The 21,857-nt window shown below is 45.0% G+C and carries 5 protein-coding genes; all 5 read right to left on the reverse strand.

Annotated elements, in window-relative coordinates:
• Nucleotides 1–35 precede the first annotated feature (35 nt).
• Genes C6Y06_RS15980 through C6Y06_RS16000 form a run of 5 tightly spaced genes read right to left on the reverse strand, consistent with a single transcriptional unit; the run spans nucleotide 36 to nucleotide 21,851 of the window.
• A complete protein-coding gene (locus tag C6Y06_RS15980) occupies nucleotides 36–1,043 on the reverse strand; it encodes a phosphotransferase enzyme family protein (protein ID WP_060595710.1) in 1,008 nt (335 codons plus the stop codon).
• Entirely contained in the window at nucleotides 1,036–7,446 is a 6,411-nt protein-coding gene (locus tag C6Y06_RS15985) for a type I polyketide synthase (protein WP_106037204.1), read from the reverse strand. Before C6Y06_RS15985 ends, C6Y06_RS15980 begins: the two co-directional genes overlap by 8 nt.
• The gene (locus tag C6Y06_RS15990) at nucleotides 7,439–14,665 is read right to left on the reverse strand and encodes a type I polyketide synthase (RefSeq protein ID WP_223251464.1); all 7,227 of its coding nucleotides are present in this window, start codon (nucleotides 14,663–14,665) and stop codon (nucleotides 7,439–7,441) included. The genes C6Y06_RS15985 and C6Y06_RS15990 overlap by 8 nt, the downstream gene beginning before the upstream one ends.
• Nucleotides 14,666–14,683: 18 nt before the next feature.
• A complete protein-coding gene (locus C6Y06_RS15995; RefSeq protein WP_106037206.1) occupies nucleotides 14,684–19,189 on the reverse strand; it encodes an SDR family NAD(P)-dependent oxidoreductase in 4,506 nt (1,501 codons plus the stop codon).
• Nucleotides 19,182–21,851 (reverse strand): non-ribosomal peptide synthetase, encoded by a 2,670-nt coding sequence (locus tag C6Y06_RS16000; protein ID WP_106037207.1) that lies wholly within the window; start codon nucleotides 21,849–21,851, stop codon nucleotides 19,182–19,184. Before C6Y06_RS16000 ends, C6Y06_RS15995 begins: the two co-directional genes overlap by 8 nt.
• Nucleotides 21,852–21,857: the final 6 nt, after the last annotated feature.

Consider the following 21,857-nt stretch of genomic DNA (forward strand, 5'->3'; position numbering starts at 1 on the left):
ACCCCCGCCTCATCATATAGGCGGGGATTTTCATTTTAAGATTGACTTAGTTTTGTAAAGTCAAACGTCGTAATCGGTGCTGCTTGCTCAATGTCGGAGCGGAAGCCAGCGAGCATGGCCTTCTCTTCTTCTCCAATGGTGGCCAAATCAAATGCTTGATGCAGCAAGCCATAGATCAGCATGTGTCGTAAGCGAAGGAAGTCAGGAATGTAGGCAAGCCATTCATCCCCAAGTTCATTCTCTTCACGATAGCCTTTAAGGAATTGCTTCATAAAGTTTCCTGCAAAAGCAGCTTTGTCTTCGTATGGAATGACAGGGTACCACAAGACATTGTATAGCAAAATGCTGATGTCATTTATAAACCAGTTGTACCCGATATCATCGAAATCAAAGGTCGTAATTTTCCCTTGATCCCAGTGGAAGTTTCCGTGATGAAGATCCGCATGAACCAATCCGTACGTATCCTGATTTTTCGGAAGCTTTGCCAGCTTTTCCATCAACCGATCCGCTTGTTCAAACACAAGAGTCTGATCGGCTGGGACATACTTACGCAGTTTAAGCTGCTCCTCTTCATCCCACTCTTGTCTTTTATAACGTGGGTCTGACAGCTGATAGCTTTTTGTCAGTTTATGCATGCGCCCTGTGTACTGTCCAAGGGCATAAAATAATTCATCGTTCCAGTCTGCCTCTTCCACTTTATGGCCTGATGCTTTTTCATAGACTCGAAGCAAAAATGAACCGCCTTGCCCATCGTCTACTTGCTCGATATCACGGCCATTTAATGAAGCAATTGGTTTCGCAACCGAAAGTCCGCCCTTCGCTAAGTGATGGAGCCATTCCATTTCACCTAAAATATAATCAGGTGATCTGCGGATGGTATGGGTAATTTTTAAAATGAAAGACTCTCCGTCTTTTTTAAGTTCATACACATAGTTTTCTGCATCTGCGATAAAGTGGATGTCACTTCGCTGGACCCCGTATAAATGAGTGGCCTCATCTAAAATTTTTGATTCTTCATATATGGCTTTTACATCTTTATGCATGCTGATTCTCCCTCTTCATATATTTTGCTAATTCTCGAATGGTGTGTTTTTCAGCAAAATTCAAATCATCAACATACCAACCCTTCTTTTCAATCTCTACTTCCATTTTGACAGCAAGTAAAGAATTTCCTCCTAAATCGAAAAAGTCGTTGTCAATTCCTACTTTTTCCACATGAAGAATGTCACACCAAATATCAAAAAGCAATGCCTCGCGTTCATTGGTTGGCTGTGCGTAAAGTCCATGATCCTGTGTCAGTTCCGTCTTTAATAATGCACGAAGACCTTCTTGATCATGTACCTTAAGGGCTTTTACATAACCGCTGTGCAGCGTTTGATCTGGTTGAACCGTTTCCCATGTATAACCTTTAGAAGCTGAATGACTTGCTGCCTCCACCCTTTGACCCTCTATTTCTTCTGCCGAGTGCTGACGAGGTGACAGGTGGTCGACGATCTGAATGTGATTGCTCAGTGAATCGATTTCTTCCACTTGTATACGATATGTTTGCTGCCCCTCAACCTCCTGCATCTGGTGCTCTTGCATAAATGACTTGAACAGCTCATTACGTCCAGTCGATGCAAATGTAAATTCAATGGAAGAAAGCTGGTGCTGACGGCTGTATTCAGCGAGCCATGTCAGACATTTTTGCTCAATCCCTTTCCCTAGAGCACGGCAGCTTAGCATCCATGCATCAATTTTCAAGGTGCCGTCTGCATGATGAGCCAAGATAGCCCCTACAATCCCTTCATGACTGAAGCGATCCGCTGCTTCAATGACCCAGCCCTGGACATGCTCATTTTCCATCCGCTCTCTCAGCTGCTGTTCATCAAAGCGCTGCTCATTTAAGCGGAATTGGTTAATACGGCTGCTCATTTGCGCCACGCGGGCAAGGTGCTCTTCTCCCCACTCTGTTACACTCATGTTCAAATTCAAATCTTGTAAAAATTGCTCCATTGACGGCGACTCTGCTTTCTCTTTTTGACGAGCCTTTTCAGCCTTGTAGCTCGTTGTTCGTCCTCTATCTTCATCTGTGACATCATAGCGGTCGAATGCCCAAGCATGCTGGGCGAATAATGGAATCGCTTTTTCATTGGCAGGTAACAGCAGCGTCATTACTTCAGGCAGCTCTTCATTCATACGCAAGCACTGAGCTGGATCATCGTCTAAGAAAATAAACTGAGATAATGAAAGGTTCAGAGAATCTGCCATCTCTTTTAGATGTGCCGGTTTACTTTCCCAATTGATGCGCCAGTCGACGATATCGTCTTTTTGCAAGATCATATCTGGGTGGTTTTCAAACACGCGCCACACATCTTCTTCATTGTTCCTGCTGCTCAAGACAAGCAGGAGCCCCTCTTGCTGCTTTTGTTTTAAAAAGCGCTGAAGCATTTGATGTTCTGGCGTAATGTCGATGCCTTCCACACCGTCTTCTGAAACGACACCTCTCCAAAGCGTATGATCACAGTCAATGGCCGCTACCTTAAATGGTGCACCTTGCCATGCAATGATCTCGCGTGCGACTTTTGTACCGATAGCTCCACAAAAGACTTCAGTGAATGGGAGGTGTGCGGCTTGCTCTCCTTTTTCATCAAAGATGTCATACATCTGATATTGCTGTGCAAGCTGACGACAGTCGATCAACTGAACACCGCCTATCTCAGATAACTGAGCAATCCACTCTTGTTCCACGTCTTGCAGGGTGTCTTTAAGAGCAGCACTTATCGGCAGAATCCCAACAAAATATAGGTTATGTTTCGTTTTTGATTTCAGAACGTTTGCAAGTTCTTCAGCATGCTCTGAAGCCAGTTTTTTCTTTTCTTCCAGTGAAAGATGAGCGGGACCAGTGATATCCTCTAAACGAATGAGCAGAAGATTCGCACCGTTTTTCTTCTGTGAGATAAGGCTGCGCTCATTTAGTAATTCCTGATAAACCTGCCCATATGGTGCAAATTGAACATCAAGCTGCACATCAAACTGCTTGGTCCAGTACTGAATATAAGGTGCGACTGGATCTGCTGTAAATGTCGAGCTGACTGTCAGTACGAGCGGTGCTTTTTCCTCTGCGCGCTCCCTTTTCTCTTTTGCTGCTTGTTCTTCCTCCTGTGAAAGAACAGCGAAATCCTTGAGCAGTTGATCAGGTGTTTGAACAGCCTGTTCGACCAAGTGCTGGAAGTGGTTGACGAAAGCTTGCATCGTCTCATGTTTAAACAGAGCCAGATTGTATTGAAGGACGCACTTTAACTCCCCCGTTACCTCTCTGACAACATCCATTTTCATATCAAGTTTGGAAATCCCCTTTGCAAACTCATGTGTTTCAAATGTTAGTCCATCGGCTTCAATTTTAATATTCGGATCGTACTCATTATGATAGATGAGCATCGTATCAAAGAATGGATTGCGATGCGGTCTTGTTTTTGGATTCAGATGCTCAACCATTTGGTCAAATGGGTACTCTTGATGGTCATACGCATCCAGCAGTACTTGCTTTGTCTGCGCCAATTGCTCTGTAAAGGTTGCTTCTTGTACCATGTCTAGTTTAATTGGCAGGAAGTTCGTAAACATGCCAATTGTATGCTCGATATCTGCATGACGTCGTCCAGCCACAAGTGAACCGACAATCAATTCCTCCTGAACCGCATAACGTGAGAGCAGCAGCCCATATAGCTGGAACAAGATGACGTTATTTGTCAGTTGATACCGTTCAGCGAGCTGTTCAATTTTCTCAACGATGTGCGGTTCAATATTAAATTTAATCGCTCTTCCTAAGAAGGATTGTTCCTTCCGTTCAAAATCATATGGCATTGTCAAAGTTGGCACATTTGAGCCAATTTGCTGCTTCCAATAACCCTGCTGCTTTTGAAACATCTCGCTGCGGAAATATTTGTCTTGCCATTCTGCATAATCTTTATATTGAACGGTCAGTTCCGGCAAGGTTTCCCCTCGATAGAGCTCAGTAAATTCTTTAATAAAGATGTTCATGCTCGCTCCATCCGCCACAATATTATGCATATCGACTAATAAGAGATGATCATGTGCTGCGATTTTCACAAAACGCACACGGATCAATGGTGCAGCCTTTAAGTCAAATGGACGAATGAATTCATCGATTTGTGCTTCTAATCCTTCTTCATCAGCCTCTGTTATTTCAACAGCAAACTGGAAATCATCATGGACCCGCTGAACCGGTTCTCCATCTTTTAATTCAAAGGTCGTTCGCAATGTTTCATGACGATCAATTAATTGCTTGAAGGTCTGCTCAAAGCGCTCGACGTCAATTTCACCTTTACATCTTAGTGCCATCGGCATGTTGTATGAGGTCACTTGACCAATACGCTGATGAATGAGGAATGTCCGTCTTTGAGCAGCAGATAATGGATACGTGTCTTTCTTTTCCACTGGTTCAATCTTGAAATATTGATGCTTCTCTGCCTTTTCGATGAATGCTTGGAGCTTTTCAATCGTCGGATTGTTGAACATGTCTGTGAGCGTAAGTTCTACACCAAACTCTTTGTGAATTTGAGAAATCAGACCGGTCGCATTTAACGAATGTCCGCCAAGCTCAAAGAAGTGGTCGTCTCTTTCCACCTTTTCAATTCCTAAAATGTCTTTCCACATCCGCTGTAACGTTGCCTCAATATCATTCGCTGCGGCGGAATGGACTTGATTGTTTTTTTCTATTCCCTGCCCCTTGTTTTCCTTCGGCACCACCATTTGCACACCTGAGGATGAAGATAATGCGGATGTATCTACCTTTTCAATCCAATATCTTTGTCGTTCAAATGGATAGGTCGGCAAGGATACTTTTTGATTTGATGTCTGATTTCGCCATTTTGTCCAGTCAACCGGCACCCCTTGAAGCCAGATGTCACCAAGCCTGCCCAGCAGGTAGCGGTCGTCTGCTGCCTCTTCTTTCGGGTGACGCATCAATGGAATCGGCTGCTGATGGTGTTCCTTTGAGGCTTGGCGAATAAAGGCACTTAACGTATTCCCCGGCCCGACTTCAACGAAAATAGGATCAAGCTCCGTTAATAATGTCTCCGCTCCATCACGGAAACGGACCGCTTGCCGCAAGTGATCAGCCCAATATGCCGGGTCTTGCACTGCTTCATGGTCAATCCACGTACCTGTGACGTTAGAAATATACGGGATAGACGGTGCATTCAATTGATACTCAGCTACCTTTTCTTTGAATGATGGCAGGATGTCATCCATCATTTTAGAATGGAAGGCATGAGAGGTGTGAAGCTTCCTGCACCCATGTCCAGCAGCCTCCAGCTTCTCAGTAAGTGCATCAATGGCTGCGGTCTCCCCTGACACTACACATAACTCAGGACCATTTACTGCTGCAAGTGAAAGATCATCTGTTAAATATGGCAGCACGTTCTGTTCACTCAAAGGAACGCTCAGCATAGAGCCTTTTGAAAGCTTGCTAATGAGCTGTCCGCGATAAGACACAAGATCTACGGCATCTTCAACAGATAGTAAACCAGATACGGCAGCAGCTGTGTATTCTCCAATACTGTGGCCGATCAGTGCCTGCGGTTTGACGCCAAAATGAATCAGCAATTTAGCCAAAGCGTATTCCACACTAAACAGAAGCGGCTGCGTATATTCTGTTTGGTTGATCAGCTGAGGATCATCACTTGCTTCTGTTGAGAATAAAATGCTGAATGGGTCAACTGAGATATGCTGTTTGAATTGATTCAAGCATTGATCCAGCGCTTCCTTAAAGACTGGATATTTGTCATAAAGCTGACGCCCCATGTCTACATACTGAGATCCTTGACCTGGGAAAAGAAAGACGACTGGCCGGCTCGATGTTTGGGAGCTTGCCGTCTTGACCACCTCTTTTGACCTTTGATTCAGCGCCTGTAACATGTCAGCCGTGTTACTTCCAAGAATGACACGTTTATGCGGGAAATGATGGCGCCCTGTTTGCAGCGTATAGGCAACGTCACTTAGACGAACATGCTGCTGATGCTGAAGTAAATAGTCCGCAAGGCGATCGGTCATTTTCTCAAGAGCTGCTGGTGTTTTGGCAGATAATAAAAGGAGTTCACTATCCTCAGGGCTATCTGCGGCGACACGTGTAGCAGGTGCTTCTTCTAAAATGACATGAGCATTTGTTCCACCAATCCCAAATGAGCTTACACCTGCACGGCGAGGAGATTCATGCTTGCTCCATGGCGTCAAGTCTGTGTTTACAACGAAAGGCGAATTGGCAAATTCAATTTTTTCATTCGGCGTTTCAAAATGAATCGTCGGCGGAATCACTTGATGCTTTAAGCTTAAAACGGTTTTAATAAAGCCGGCGACACCTGACGCATCATTCAAATGACCAACATTTGATTTGACAGAACCAATGCGGCAAAAGCCTTTTTTATCTGTATCAAACGCTTGCTTGAGCGCTTCAATTTCGATCGGATCTCCGAGGGTTGTTCCGGTTCCATGTGCTTCAATGTACGAAATGGTTTCAGGTTCCACCTCAGCCATTCGAAGTGCTGTTTTAATCGCTGATACTTGACCTTTCGTACTCGGCGCTGTATATCCTACTTTTCTATTTCCGTCATTATTAATAGATGATCCTTTAATGACAGCATAAATGTGATCGCCGTCTTCAATGGCATCCTCTAAATTTTTTAAAATAACGGCTCCTGCACCATCACCAAAAACGGTTCCATCGGCCTTGTTATCAAAGACGCGGCAATGTCCGTCAGATGAATGGATCATGCCTTCTTGATAAAGATAGCCCGATTTTTGCGGCAGGCGAATGGACACGCCGCCTGCAACAGCCATATGACAGTCACCGCTTAATAAAGCCTGAACAGCTAAATGAATCGACACCATCGAGGTCGAACAGGCGGTTTGCACCACCATACTCGGCCCCTTCAAATTTAATTTATATGAAATCATCGTCGCCAAATAATCACGCATATTCAGAACGGCAGCTTCCAGTGTTTTCGAATCCTCACCTTGAGCCGCCCCTTGAAGTGCTCTCATGACCCATTCTGTATTGATTCCTGCACCTGTATAAAGACCAATTTGCCCTTTATATTCAAACGGATCGTACCCAGCGTCTTCAAGCGCCGTCCACACACATTCATGAAACAGTCTGAACTGCGGATCCATCATAGCCGCTTCCTTTGGTGTATAGTCAAAGAAATCCGCATCAAATAAATCAACATCATCTAGCATCCCTTTTGCTTTAACAAAACGGGGGTTTTTCAATAAGGCTTCATCTGTACCTTCACGCCGTAATTCTTCCTCTGTAAAAAAAGAGATGGTTTCTTTTCCCTTTTTCAGATTCTCCCAGTACTCTTCTACATTTTTGGCCCCTGGAAAACGACCTGCAAGACCGATAACAGCAATTTCTGCGCCATGATAGTGATTCGTTGTATCATTCATTCTCGATTCCGCCTCTCAATCTTTTATTCCGTTGCTGTTTAAAACGAGCTCTTCGATCACCTGAAGTGACGACGGCTAGTTCTTCTTCCATCGCTTCTTCCTGCGAGTCCTCAGAAGGCTGGATATATTTCGCAAGCTCAGCAACAGATGGGTACGTAAACAAGGTCACAACCGCTTCATTTGTTTGAAGTGCTTGATTTAACCGATTGGTGACTTGAACAATATCCAGCGAGCTTGCGCCGAGATCAAAGAAATTGTCGTGAATGCCCACTTGTTCCATGCCCATAAAATCCTGCCAAACTTGACAGATCGCTTTTTCAGTTTCATTTCGAGGAGCCACATATGGATTGCCGAGCTCTGGTCTTTCGTGCTTAGACACCTCATATGAATCCTCATTCTCTGCTGCCTTCGACTCTAGTGACAGCCATTGATCCATTCGTTCTTCAAGATTTCCCGTGGACACGAGCATGTGTCGATTCTGCCGGTTAGACAGAACATACTGGAACAGCTCAGCACCCTCTTCTGGTAATATCGCAAGCTCATTTATCGATTCACCAATTGTGGATTCTAGCTCACCCCAGAAATTCCACGCATCCCAGTTCACACACATCCACGGGGTTTGACTATGTTGATTAAGTCTAGCTGCAAATGCATCCATATATAAGTTAGCCGCTGAGTAAGCGGAGAATCCTAAGCCCCCAAGCAATGCACTAATGGAAGAAAAGAGAAGACAAAAATCTGCTTGTTCTTGTTCCAGCAGCTGCTCTAGCACATCGAGCCCTTTCACCTTTGATTGGAATTGATCCTCTCCCTGCGCCAGTGTAGAAGGGATATCTTTGATTGCACGGAAGGATGTACTTCCTGGTAATCCTGCCGCATGGAATACACCATGAACGCCGCCATGCTTTTTGCGAATGGCATCAAATACACGTTTCATCTGATCCAGATCTCCTGCATTCGCCTGCACCGCTTCTACTGTTGCACCTAATCGTTCGAGCTCAAGCACCTTCTCAATTCTCGTACGCTGCGCTTCATCGGCATTTACTTGGTGAACGTATGACGCCCATTCATCTCTTGGCGGCAATGCCGTTCTTCCAGTTAAATAAAGATGTACATTTCCTTCCTTCGCCAGCATCTTTGATAGAACAAATCCGATGCCGCCTAAACCTCCTGTGATCAGATACACACCATTTGGCCTGATCATCTTCGGAAGTCCATCTTCTTTTTGCAGCGGCAAATGTTTGTAGCTCTGCACCCAGCGTTGACGATTACGATACGCCACAAGCTGATCCTTTCCAGGCTGCATGATTTCCTGCACAATAAGATCGACAAGTACTTGTTCCTTCCAAGACATGACTTCTGGCACATCTTCCACATCGATATTCCAGCATTTGATATGATGGTATTCCTGTGAAATCACTTTACACGGTCCAAGCATTGCACTTTTCTCTGCACATATCGTCTCATTGCCTGTGACTGGCTGAATTCCGCTAGTGATCGTAAACAGACGGCATTCTCGAATATTTTTTTGGGCAGCAATCGCTTGAGATAAGAAAATTAAGCTGTAATAGCCTTTTTCAATGTGCGCCTGAAAAGCGGATTGACGATTCGAGTTGTCATCTTCTTTCGCAGCTTCCCATAAATGCAGAATCCGATGGATATTGACACCTCTATTAGACAATGAATCTAGCATGTTACGGTAGTGCTGGCCTTCTGCCGGATTGATCGTAAACGACTGCTCTTGCTCTTGATAAGCTTCACCCTTTGTGACAGAAATGACCTTGATACCTTGTTGCTTAAATGAATGGGTAAACAGTTCATGAAAAGCATCCTGTTCCCTGAAAATGAGCCACGTTTGTTCTTCTGTTTCTTTTTCGAAAACAGGTTTTAGCGGCTGCTGCTCCCATGAAGGCAGGTAGAACCATTCTTCCATCTCTTTCTTCTTCGTTTCCTTAGGAACGGATAGCTGCGGAGAAACCGGCTTTCCTGCTTCAATCCAATATCGTTTCCGCTCGAATGGATAGGTCGGCAGCGATACGAGCTGACGTTCCTCTTGAGTTGGATGTTGCTGCGCTTTGACCTCGTAGCCGCCTGCCCATAGCTCTCCTATTCTTTTTAAGAAATATGCATGGTCATCCGCTTGTTCTCTTGCATGCCTCACCATATTCAGAACATCATGATGAGACTCTTTGTTATCATGACGTTTCGCTAATGCCGTCAAGCTGTTTCCAGGTCCAACTTCAATGAGCGCTCGTACTTCATCGGTTAACAGCTGAGATAGACCTTCATGAAAACGAACGGTTCCACGCAGGTGGCTCGTCCAATAAGATGCTGTCATCACCTCTTCACTTGTTGCCCAGGTGCCTGTCACATTCGATATAAACGGAATCGTCGGCTCATGCAATTCTACTTTCTCTACGAATTGTTGAAACGCCTCAAGCATCGGCTCCATCATATAGGAATGAAAGGCATGAGAAGTATGGAGCTGTCTTGTGACAATTCCTTTGTCTTGCAGTTTCTTTTCAAATGCAGTGATATGCTCTTCTCTTCCAGAAACGACACAAAGGTCTTTTGCATTGACAGCAGCAACAGAAAGCGATTCATCAATCATCGAAGTCAGCTCTGCCTCAGGTAATTGCACACTAAGCATGGCGCCTTTTTCCATGTCTTGCATCAATCTTCCTCTTGCCATCACGAGTGTTAATGCAGACTCCAGAGAAAAGACCCCTGACAAGCAAGCGGCAACGTATTCGCCGATACTGTGTCCAATCATTGATTCTGGCTCAACACCGCTATGCTGAAGCAATTTGGCTAATGCATACTCAAATATAAAGAGAAGCGGCTGAGCATTTGACGTTTTTGTGATGTTTTCGTTCGTTTCATTCTTGGAAAAAACAAAGCCCTTTAAATCAACTTGCTCCGTTTCCATTACATATTTAAAGCATCTATCTACTTCCCATTTGAACACTGGCTCTGCATCGTATAATCCGCGCATCATACCAGCATACTGAGCGCCTTGACCCGAAAACATAAAGGTCGCTTTACGCCATTTTTTGCTTCGGAACACACTCGTTTCAAGCTGGTTCTGCTGCATCCATTCATCAGCAGACGCGAGCACGATGGCTTTTCGGTATGGAAATTGCTTTCTGCCATACCGCAATGTATAAGCAATATCTTCAAGCGGAACTTGAGGGTGCTGGATCACATACTGCTTTAATTGCTCTGTCATTTTCGCTAAAGCAGTATCCGTTTTTGCTGATAAGACGAGCAGCTGCTTTTGGTTAGAAGCTGGTTTTTGCTTCGCCTGTATGCCCTCTTCTATGATCATATGGGCGTTCGTTCCACCGATACCGAAAGAGCTAACCCCCGCTCTTCTCGGGCCATCTGCTTCCTTCCAATACAACGCCTTTTGATTCACATAAAACGGTGTATCTTTGAAAGGGATCTCCTGATTGGGTGATTCATAATGAATGGTTGGCGGGATCGTTTTATGCTGGAGGGCCAAAATGGCTTTAAACAGACCTGCAATCCCTGCCGCACTATTTAAGTGGCCGACATTACTTTTCACAGAACCGATCGGAATCGTCAGCGGATCTGTCCCTTTGAACACTTGACTAAGGGCAGATACCTCAATTGGATCTCCCATTTTTGTCCCCGTACCATGTGCTTCTACATAACCAATGGATGCGGGATCGATACCTGATTTTTCATACGTTTCTTTTAAAACCTCTGCCTGTCCTTCCACACTCGGAGCGGTAAAACCAGCTTTTCGGCTGCCATCATTGTTCACACCAACCCCTTTGATGACCGCATGAATCGGGTTGCCGTCTCTCATCGCATCTTCATAACGTTTTAGCAGAACAATCCCCGCTCCATCTCCGAAAATGGTTCCGCTCGCCTCTTGGTCAAACGGACGGCAATGTCCATCTTTTGATTGAATCATCCCATCTTGATAGATGTAGCCGATATTTTCTGGAGAACTGACCGTCACACCGCCAGCCAGTGCTGCATCACATTCTTGATTCAATAATGCTTGACAAGCCATGCCAATGTTGACAAGTGAGGTCGAACAAGCTGTCTGCATGGTCACGCTAGGCCCGTGTAAATTCAATTTATAAGAAAGCTGCGTACTAAAGAATTCACGATCATTTAACAGCATTGCGCTGAATTGCTCGGTTGCTTCCATTTGATGTGCAAAGCGCGTCAGCCACTCATGATTTGGACTCGTTCCTGTATAAACGCCAATTTTCCCTGCCATTCGATCAGGGTCACAGCCAGCATCCTCCAGCGCTTCCCAAGCACATTCATGCAAGAGCCTGAACTGCGGATCCATGAGCTCTGCCTCTCTAGCAGAATAGTTGAAGAAGTCTGCATCAAAGCCTTCGATCTCTTGTAAACGGCCTTTTGCTCCAATGAAATTCGGATGCTGATAGACAGACGCATCCAGCCCTGCTTTCTTGAGTTCTTCTTCTGTGAAAAAGTGAATCATTTCCTCGCCATTCACAAGACGCTGCCAAAAGTCTTCTAGCGACGAAGCCCCTGGGAATCTTCCTGCCATTCCGACAATCGCAATATCCGTATGCTCCTGGGACGTGTTCTTTATTGGGAGAGAAGCAGATGTTTGATCACGTTCCATCTGTTCTTCAAACAAATATTCAGCAAGGCTTGACACTGTAGCAAACCGATACAATTGAACAGTGTCAATTTGTTGATCCATTCGCTCAGATATTTTCGCTGCAAGCTGAGATATATCAAGTGATGTCGCACCAAATTCAAAAAATGGCGATTCATCATCCATTTGATCAAATCCAAAATGAGTTTGAACAATGTCGTGAATATCTTTTTGTAAAGAAGCGAACGAAGTAAAAACACGCTTTACATCCTGCGGCTTTTGTGGCTCAATGGCTGCCATCGTATTTGTTTGTGCAGAAAAATCGGTTTTATGAAATGGATACCCAGGTAGCGGAATGCGCTGCCTGTTCTTCTCCTCTGTTAAAGGAAAGGATAAGCCGACCCCCATTTCCCAAAGAACACCGGCGATTTGAAGAATGTCTCCATCAAGTGGTTCGATTGATTTTTCTGCTCCCTTTTCAACCACAATGCTTTGTTTTATTGAAAGATCAATGATCAAGGCTGTTGATTCTTGCTCAATCAAAGGCGGTTTTACAGGCTGATCCATATCAAGAAAACGCTTTGCAGACGATGGGTGGAAAGTGGTTAGTTCCTCCCCGGTTTGCTGCATGTAAACAGGCTGTTGGAGTGTTCTCTGAGGCAGGGAAACCAGCCTTTGATTAACCGTCTCGGTGTCATGAAGGTCGTACACAATTGATGCTGCGTCTCTTAGCTCAAGCCCGCCTGCTGCATACAAAGCTGTCCAGACTCCGCTGCCTTCTCCAATCCAACCATCTGGTTCAATTCCGAGTGACCTTAGCTCGTTGGCAAAAGCCGATGTCATGATCAGCATAGCCACTTCTGATTGTCTGCTTTGTTTGGAATGGAACAGCTCGTCTTTTTTGATAGGTACCGCAGATTGGACGAGGCTCATTAATCGATCCACTTCTGTTTTGAAAGAATGATCTTTCTCATACAGCTTGATGTAATCACGTAAACCTGACTCATGATACCCCGTCAGCCTCATGCTGATCCGTTTATAAAGAAGACTTTCTCTCCCTGCTGTATCTTGCACTTGCAGTTGCTCTAATAATTCATCCCGCGACGAACAGACAAACGTTTTTCGATATTTGAAGGCTTTTCTTCCACTTTGTAAGGTGTAAGCTGCTTGGCCAAGTGAGAGTTCATGATGTGAGGAGACATATTCCTTCAAGTTTTTTGTCATGTTCTTCATATCATGCGTTGATCTAGCTGAAAGCACAATTAATTCTTTGGACGAGGCCGTGCTGTTTGCTTTTCTCGGCTTCGCCTCTTCTAAGATGACATGAGCATTTGCTCCCCCTATACCAAAGGCACTGACTCCAGCTCTCCTTGGCAAATGAGACGTCTTCCACTCCGCTTTGTCTGTCCCAACATAAAATGGCGTTTGATCAAACGGAATACGGTGATTCGGCTTGTCAAAGTGCGGCATCGGGGCAAATTGACGATGATGCAGCATCATGACTGTTTTGATAAAACCAGCCACGCCGCTTGCAGCATCTAAATGCCCAATATTGGCTTTGACTGATCCAATCCGGCAATAGCCTTGTTGATCTGTTTGAAAAGCTCGAGTAAGCGCCTCAATCTCAATCGGATCTCCAACAGGCGTACCCGTTCCGTGTGCTTCGATATAAGAAATCGTCTCTGGTTCTGTCTCAGCCATTTCTAACGCAGATTCAATGACACTTGCCTGTCCACTCACACTTGGGGCTGTATAGCCGACTTTATTGCTTCCATCATTGTTCGTTGCAGATCCTTTTACGACGGCATAAATAAAATCTCCGTCTTCTATCGCATCTTTCAATCGTTTTAGCGCAACCACGCCTGCACCTTCACCAAAAATGGTTCCTTTTGCTTTTTCATCAAACGGACGGCAATGGCCATCAGGAGAGTAAATCATTCCTTCTTGGTATTGATAGCCTGTGATTTGCGGCTGATGGAGTGTGACACCTCCTGCTAACGCAAGGTCGCATTCACCTCCGATTAATCCTTGACAGGCCATATGAATAGCAACAAGCGACGTGGAGCAAGCCGTTTGTACCGATACGCTTGGACCTTTTAGATTTAATTTATAAGCAATCCGAGAAGCAAAGGACGGGTCATTGAGATGCATGATTTGAAATACATCTTCGTTCTTTTCAAGTGACGACATATGCTGCCCCATCCACGATAGATTGCTAGATGCCCCGGCATAAAGACCAATTAATCCTTCGTATTGCTCAGGCTCATAGCCTGCGTCCTCTAGCGCATGCCATGTGCATTCATGCATCAATCGAATTTGCGGGTCCATAATGGATGCCTCTCGCGGAGAGTAGCCAAAAAAGTCTGCATCAAATGATGATGCATTTTGTAAAAATGGTTTTGCCTTCACATAATCAGAACGCTTTAGCAGCGTCTCATCTACACCCGCTGCCTTTAATTCTTCATCAGTGAAAAACGTAACGGATTCTTTCCCTTGCGATACATTTTCCCAAAACGTTTGCACATTCGGTGCTCCGGGAAACGTACCTGCTAATCCTACGACTGCAATTTCAAGTCCAGATTCGCTCCATTGCTCTTGATCAGACATACGCTGCATTTCTCCCATCTATTTTCGTTTTAATCTCTGTTTACGGCGGTTTTTCCCATCTGCCATCGCCTGTTTACGGAGATTAGATGATTCAGTGACAGCTTGCTTTTCTTCCTTTACCCCATGTATCTTCTTCAGTTCGGCAGCCAATGACGCGATGGTCGGGTGGCTATACATCATGACTACCGGAACCTCTATGCCATAAATTGATTTGATATGACCGCTCATCTGCAGCAAATCAAGGGATGTCGCACCCATTTCAAAGAAGTTCTCATTCACATCCGGTTCATGATGAAAAAAGGAGCTGAGTACATCACTCAATGATGCTTCTAGACGATCATCTATGACCTTCGATATTTGTTGAGACGGCTCTTCTTCCTGCTGCATAGGTGTTAATCGATGTTTCATTCTCTCACCCATGTCTCGAACAGAAACAAGAATTTGCGGATAATCTAGACGCAGCACTTCCTGAAAGGCCTTTATCCCTTGTTCTGGTAAAATTCCCGCCTGCTCCTCAAGTGCCATCATGTCATTGACTTTAGCCGCTAATGCTGAGTCGTGTGCCATACCGACTTTTTCCCACCGATCCCAGTTTAAAGAAATCACTGGCTTTCCTTCCTGCCTCTTCGCATGAGCAAAGCTGTCCATAAAAGCATTGGAAGCCGCATAAGCCACTTGTCCAGCCGCTCCAAGAAAGGACACTAGGGATGAACAAAGTAAAAAGAAGTCGAGCGTTTCATCCTTGAGTGCTTCATCCAGCACATAGGTCCCGTTGATTTTTGCCTGACACATGCGAATTTCATCGTCTGCTGTTCTTGCTTGGATGATCTTCCCGTCTGCCTCTCCTGCCGCATGAATGACACCATGTAAATCACCAAATGACGTATGAGCCAGCTGGACCGCTTTCTGCACAGCATCTTGATCTGACACATCACCGTGTACAACTTGTACATCAGCTCCTAACCCTTCAAGAGTCATCAGCTTTTTCACGGTTTCAGCTTCTTTCCCCTCCGCATCACGCAGATCAAGCCATGCAGAGCGTTCACGTATTTGTACTCGGCTCATGAACACAAGTTTCACTTGATACGTTTCTGCTAAATGTTTAGCTAATGTGAAGCCAATGCCCCCCATACCGCCGGTCATGAGGTAAACGCCATGAGTCCTGAAAGGCTGCTTGGACGATTCCTCTTTGTTTAAAGGGGTGCTTGAAGCCTTTCGAACCCACCTGCTGTTCACGCGATACGCCACGACCGCATCTTGATCGTGCATTGCAACCTCGTATGAAAGAAATAGCGGCCAGTCCGCCTTTGTTTCCTGACATAAATCAATGTGCTGACACGCAATATGCTGATATTCTTGAGGAATGGTCAGAGCCAGCCCAGTACATGTTGCTTGAAGAGGATTGACCTTCTCCATCCCGATTACATCATGCGCTTGGTTTGTCACAAGATGAAGACGGATGGCTGTGTTATGATACTGGCTGATCAGCCTGACGAGATCGAGCACAGATAAGTAGTTTGGCTGATCACCTGTATCTTCTGTTAGTTCATCATGCATCCAGATGATCTCTTCCGGTATAAATTCAGATTGCTGCAGTTCAGCCATCACCCACTCTAAATGTGACAGCATATGAACGTCCGCCTTCATCAACTGGTCATTTTCTTTGATCGTATGATCACTTTGACAGACGCTGACAACCTCTGCATGCCGTTCTTTCAAATAAGCGCCAATATGACCATTTTTCTCAAAAACCAAGATACGCTTCCCTTGATGATGCTGCTCTTTTAGTACAGGTGCAGAGCGTTCCCATACCGGAATGTAAAACCAGTCTTGAAAATCAGCTGAGAGTTTCTCCCCCTTTTCTGATGGCGCTAAAGCGGTCATCAGCTGATCCGCTTTAAACTGCGGAGAGGGGAATATTTGATGCTCGAATGGATATGTTGGCAGTGACACTCGATATGGGGCCTTTTCTTTTCTGACAGCGCTCCAATTCGGTTCCACTCCAAAACTCCACAGCTTCCCTATAGCCTTTTTCATATATTCATCATCAGCAGCTTGTTCTTTTGGATGTCTCACCATTGAAACAGCCGCTGCTTTGTTCACATCATAGTCATCATGTCGTCTCACAAATTGAGTTAACGTATGACCTGGCCCCACTTCAATGAAAACCACTTCTCCAAGTCCAAGTAACGTCTCTACTCCTTGACTAAATAAAACAGGCTGCCTGATATGAGATGCCCAGTAATCAGGTGATGCGGCTTGTTCATTTGTTAACCAGCTCCCTGTCACATTCGAAAGGATCGGAATCTCGCCCTGCTGGTAGGTGATCTCCGAGAGAACGTTCTTAAACTGTTCGGACGCTTCATCCATCATACTCGTATGAAAGGCGTGAGAGGTTTTCAGCTTTTGGACAGAAGCTCCTCTTTTTTCAGCTTGTTCGAGATAAATCTGTAACCGTTCTGAAGGACCGGAAACAACAGATAATTGTGAGCTATTCACTGCAGAAAGCTCGACACCTTCTGGAAGATCATGTTCAATCTCTTCGGCAGGGAGTGACACACCGGCCATTTCACCTGGAGGCATTTTTTGCATCAAACTGCCTCTTTTTAAAACGATCCGGATGGCATCTTCAAGGTTGATCATACCGGCCACGCAGGCAGCCGTGATTTCTCCAATACTATGACCAATGAAATAATGCGGACGTATGCCTAGTCCCATCAGCTTCGATGCGAGCGCATACTCAAAACTAAACAAGATGATTTGTGTATATGATGTTTGCTGCATGAGTTGTTCTGCTTCTATGAACTCTTCTTCGGTTGTTGGATATAACACGTTCTCGATCTCAACACCTGATAACGATAAAATAATGGCAAAACATTTCTGAAGCGTTTCTTTAAATTCAGGGTCTTTCTCATATAAATCCTTGCCCATATTCACATACTGAGCACCTTGACCAGAAAACATCCAAACGATCGCAGGCTGTTGAAAGGCCTTTTGCGGCTGGCCGGCTGACTGGAATGTGCGGCCCGGACCTGCAAGAAAAGCTTGTCGATAAGGAAAATGCTTTCGTCCCTCTTGCAGGGTAAATGCAGCATCGGATAGTGTGACATGCTTATGTTCTTTTAAATAAGAGGTCATTTGTTCAGCAGACTTTTGAACCGCCTGCTTCGATCTTGCCGAAATCACCATTAGTTCATGATCTCTTTCTACTGACGGTTTGTCGGCGGCGGGTGCCTCTTCCATGATCAGATGTACATTCGTTCCGCCGACTCCAAATGAACTGACACCGGCACGCAGCGGCTGCTCTGATTTCGTCCATGGTACGGGTGTTGTATTTACATAAAATGGGCTTGATTCAAAATCAATTTTCGGATTCGGTTTTTTATAATGAAGGCTAGGCGGCAGCATCTGATGGTACAGACTAAGCGTTGTCTTGATAAAACCTGCAATCCCTGCGGCTGAGTCAAGATGACCAATATTGGTTTTCACAGACCCAATCGCACAAAACTGTTTTTTATCCGTTTGAAAAGCTTGCTTTAGTGACTCAATTTCAACTGGATCTCCAAGAGTTGTACCTGTGCCATGTGCTTCAATATAAGATATACTCTCAGCTTCTACACGACTGATGTTGAGTGCCTTTTTAATGACTTCGCTTTGTCCTTCTATACTTGGTGCTGTGTAGCCAACCTTCCGCCCGCCGTCATTGTTATAGGCTGAACCTTTAATCACGCCATAGATATGGTCCTTATCCTTTAGTGCCTGCTTTAATGATTTGAGCACAACAACTCCACAGCCCTCGCCGCCAACGGTTCCTTCTGCCTGTTCATCAAAAGCCCGGCAGTGCCCATCTGGCGACATGATCATGCCCTCTTGATACATGTATCCTTTTTTGTGAGGGGTCGTAATGGTGACGCCGCCTGCGAGTGCCATTTTACATTCTCCAGTAATCAGGGCGCGCGCCGCCATATGAATGGCAGTCAAAGAGGAAGAACAAGCTGTATCAACAGCTACGCTCGGTCCCTTCAAATTCAATTTGTAGGATACCTTTGTGTTCATGAAATCTTTATCTGTTAATTGAACAGCCGCAAATTGTTCAGATGAGTGATTCGTTCTCATCAGCATGGAAGCAGCTTGCCAATATAAATTAGCAGAAGCAGCTCCAAATAAACCAATCGGTTCCTGATAGGTTTCAGGGTTATAGCCTGCATCTTCAAGGGATTCCCATGCCACCTCATGAAACATGCGGATTTGCGGGTCCATTACTTCTGCTTCACGCTGTGAATAACCAAAGAAATCTGCATCAAAGTGATCATGCTGATCGACTGCTCCTTTAGCACGTACATATTGCTCATGGTCTAATGCTTTTTTCTCAACCCCTGCCTCAAGCAGCTCTTCCTTCGAAAAGAACGTAATGGACTCTCTTCCATTTGCAAGGTTGTCCCAAAAGTGATGAATATTCTTTGCTCCCGGAAAACGGCAGGCCATCCCAACCACTGCAACCTCTAATCCTGTGAACTTACTCATCTATCATCCCGCCTAACAGTTGAGCGGCACTTTCTAAGTCATCCGCTTCATTTTCTCCATCATCTTCGATTTGTTTCTCTTGCCCTGATGCTTTATTTTTTAATTGAGCAGCTATTTGCGAAACAGTTGTATATTGGAACAGCTCCATCACTGTCAGCTCCTGCTGAAACTCCTCTTTCACTTTATTGGACAGCTCTACGATATTAAAAGAGTTCCCGCCTAAGTCAAAAAACGGTTCATCTATACGAATCTGCGAAGCAGGGACTTGTAAAATAGAGGCGAAAATGCGAACAAGCTTCTGCTCTGTTTCATTATGTGCTTGAATGGTCAACGGCTCTTGATTGCCTGCCGCCTGATCTTCTGGATTCGGCAGTGCTTGGATATCCAATTTCCCTGATAGATTCAAAGGAAATTGCTCTATTTGGATGACATGTCTCGGCACCATATAACCTGGTAATCTTTCACTTAAAGACTGACGAAGCGCACGCTGATCTATCACTTGTTTTGCCATCATATATGCGCAAATGTATTGGTCCTGATCCTGCGTTTCCTTAGGAACGACAATGACATCTTGAATCAGTCCTTGCATATGCGGGTCATCAAGAATCGCTCTGCGGATTTCCTCTAGCTCAATTCGATATCCCCTAATTTTCACTTGACCGTCGTTTCTCTTGGCAAACTCTAATAAACCATCAAACCGCCATCTTGCAAGATCTCCCGTACCGTATAACATCCCGCTGCTGAGCTCTGGTTTTTTGATAAATTTCTCCTTGCTCAGATCAGGGTGATTGATGTACCCACGACCTACACCATCGCCAGTTATATATATTTCGCCAAAAACGCCAATCGGAACTGGCTCTCCTTGCGCATCACATATAAAAATATGCTCATTCGGCATCGGCTGCCCAATAGGAATGACTTGCTCATTCCAGTCTTTGGGAATCAAAAAGGATGATGACTGAACCGTACATTCAGTCGGCCCATACGCATTAATCATGATCGGTTTTTCACCTGATATATGCTGTAAAAATTGATCCATCAGCTCTTTTGTGAACACCTCTCCGCCCACCAGCAGCATATTCAAAGCAGGCAGGTCTTGTTTCGATTGCGCTGCTGCCTTGTTCATCAGCTTTAAATGAGAGGGGGTCACATCTGACAGCTGAATGTGGTTTTCTTGGTAAAACGACCATAACGCATGCCCATCCATACGGACTTCATCTTTGGCAATATGCAGCGTATGCCCGAGGAGCAATGCCGGGAACAACGTTTGCACAGACGCATCAAAAATGTGTGAAGCCAGCATCCCTACTTGCAAAGGATCAGGGAGCAGATCAAAAAAGCGCGTTTTCATTCCATATACCAAATTAATGACATGACGATGTTCAATAACGACCCCTTTTGGATGCCCTGTCGTTCCTGATGTATACAGGACATACGCCATATCCGAAGGCGAAATAGACCAAGTCAGATTCTCTTTTATTGGCGATTCTTGAAGCATGTCTTGAATCACATGAACCTCGACATCCAATCCTTCGTGCCCGTCCGCATCCGAGACAATAACTGCAGCACCGCTGTTTTTGAGCATATACCGAATTCTTTCGATCGGCAGATGGACATCAATCGGTAAATAAGCATAGCCAGCCTTTAAAATGCCAAGAATGGCAATGACCAGTTCAGCAGACCGATTCATTCTGAGACCAACTGGAGTCTCACGTGTCATCTCACTTTGAGACAGTCTAAGCGCAATGCGATTCGATAAATCATCAACCTCTTCATATGTATAGGAGGTGGTGCCAAACACAACGGCCGTTCGTGCTGGATGCAATTGGACTTGTTCTTGAAATAACGACACAATATCACGATCCACTGGATAAGCGAGCGACTCTCCTTGAAACGAATCAAACAGCTGACTTTTCTCCATATCAGATAAAAATGAGTGTGTGCTCATCGCTTGTTCAGGCGTTCTGAGACTTTGCTCTGTGAGTGTCATGAAATGTCTGGAGAACTGCTCCATCATTTGATCGTCATAAATGGAAGCATCCCAGTGAACTTCAGCATGAAAGTGATCTTGTTCTTTCTTCCAAACAATGAGCACATCCGCATGCAGCTGCTCTCGGTCAGCATGCCCATGCAATGGCTCAAACGCACATGCCAGATTGACACGCTTCTTGTCTTCTCCTACTGAACGCCAAAGCTCATCCATTAAAATATGAACAGGATAGTTTTGATGACGCACTGCCTCCTGAAACGATTGTTTCACAGCCTCTAGCCCTGCGCTAAAGCTCATATGAGGCTCAATCTCTGCCTTAAGCGCCAGCATATGATTAATGGCTGATTGATTGGCAGACTGTTCCATTGTAGGAACAGTCACCATCAACTCAGTTTTTCCGCTATAACGTTGAAGCAAGCCAAAAGCAGCTGTGGTCAGCACGATAAACAGGCGTAAATCAGAATCTCCACATAATTGCTTTAACGAATGGTTCATAGCCACCGGGAAGGACGAATGAAGCGATCGGTTTATTTCAGCAGGCTTGGCTTGCGAAACCGTATGAGGAATGCGGCCATCAAGCTGGACACCTGATAAGACAGATGTCCAGTAGGCTCTTTCTAACGCCCTTTCCTTCGCCGCTGCTTTCAGTTGAAAATCATCATGTTCAATCACTCTTCC

This window comes from Bacillus sp. MZGC1 (assembly GCF_002998605.1).
In the GTDB taxonomy this organism is placed as follows: domain Bacteria; phylum Bacillota; class Bacilli; order Bacillales; family Bacillaceae; genus Bacillus.

Bases quoted from the DNA above. Each gene is read 5' to 3' on its own strand.
- C6Y06_RS15985 (WP_106037204.1), bottom strand. From the start codon at position 7,446: ATGAATGATACAACGAATCACTATCATGGCGCAGAAATTGCTGTTATC.
- C6Y06_RS15990 (WP_223251464.1), bottom strand. From the start codon at position 14,665: ATGTCTGATCAAGAGCAATGGAGCGAATCTGGACTTGAAATTGCAGTC.
- C6Y06_RS15995 (WP_106037206.1), bottom strand. From the start codon at position 19,189: ATGAGTAAGTTCACAGGATTAGAGGTTGCAGTGGTTGGGATGGCCTGC.
- C6Y06_RS15980 (WP_060595710.1), bottom strand. From the start codon at position 1,043: ATGCATAAAGATGTAAAAGCCATATATGAAGAATCAAAAATTTTAGAT.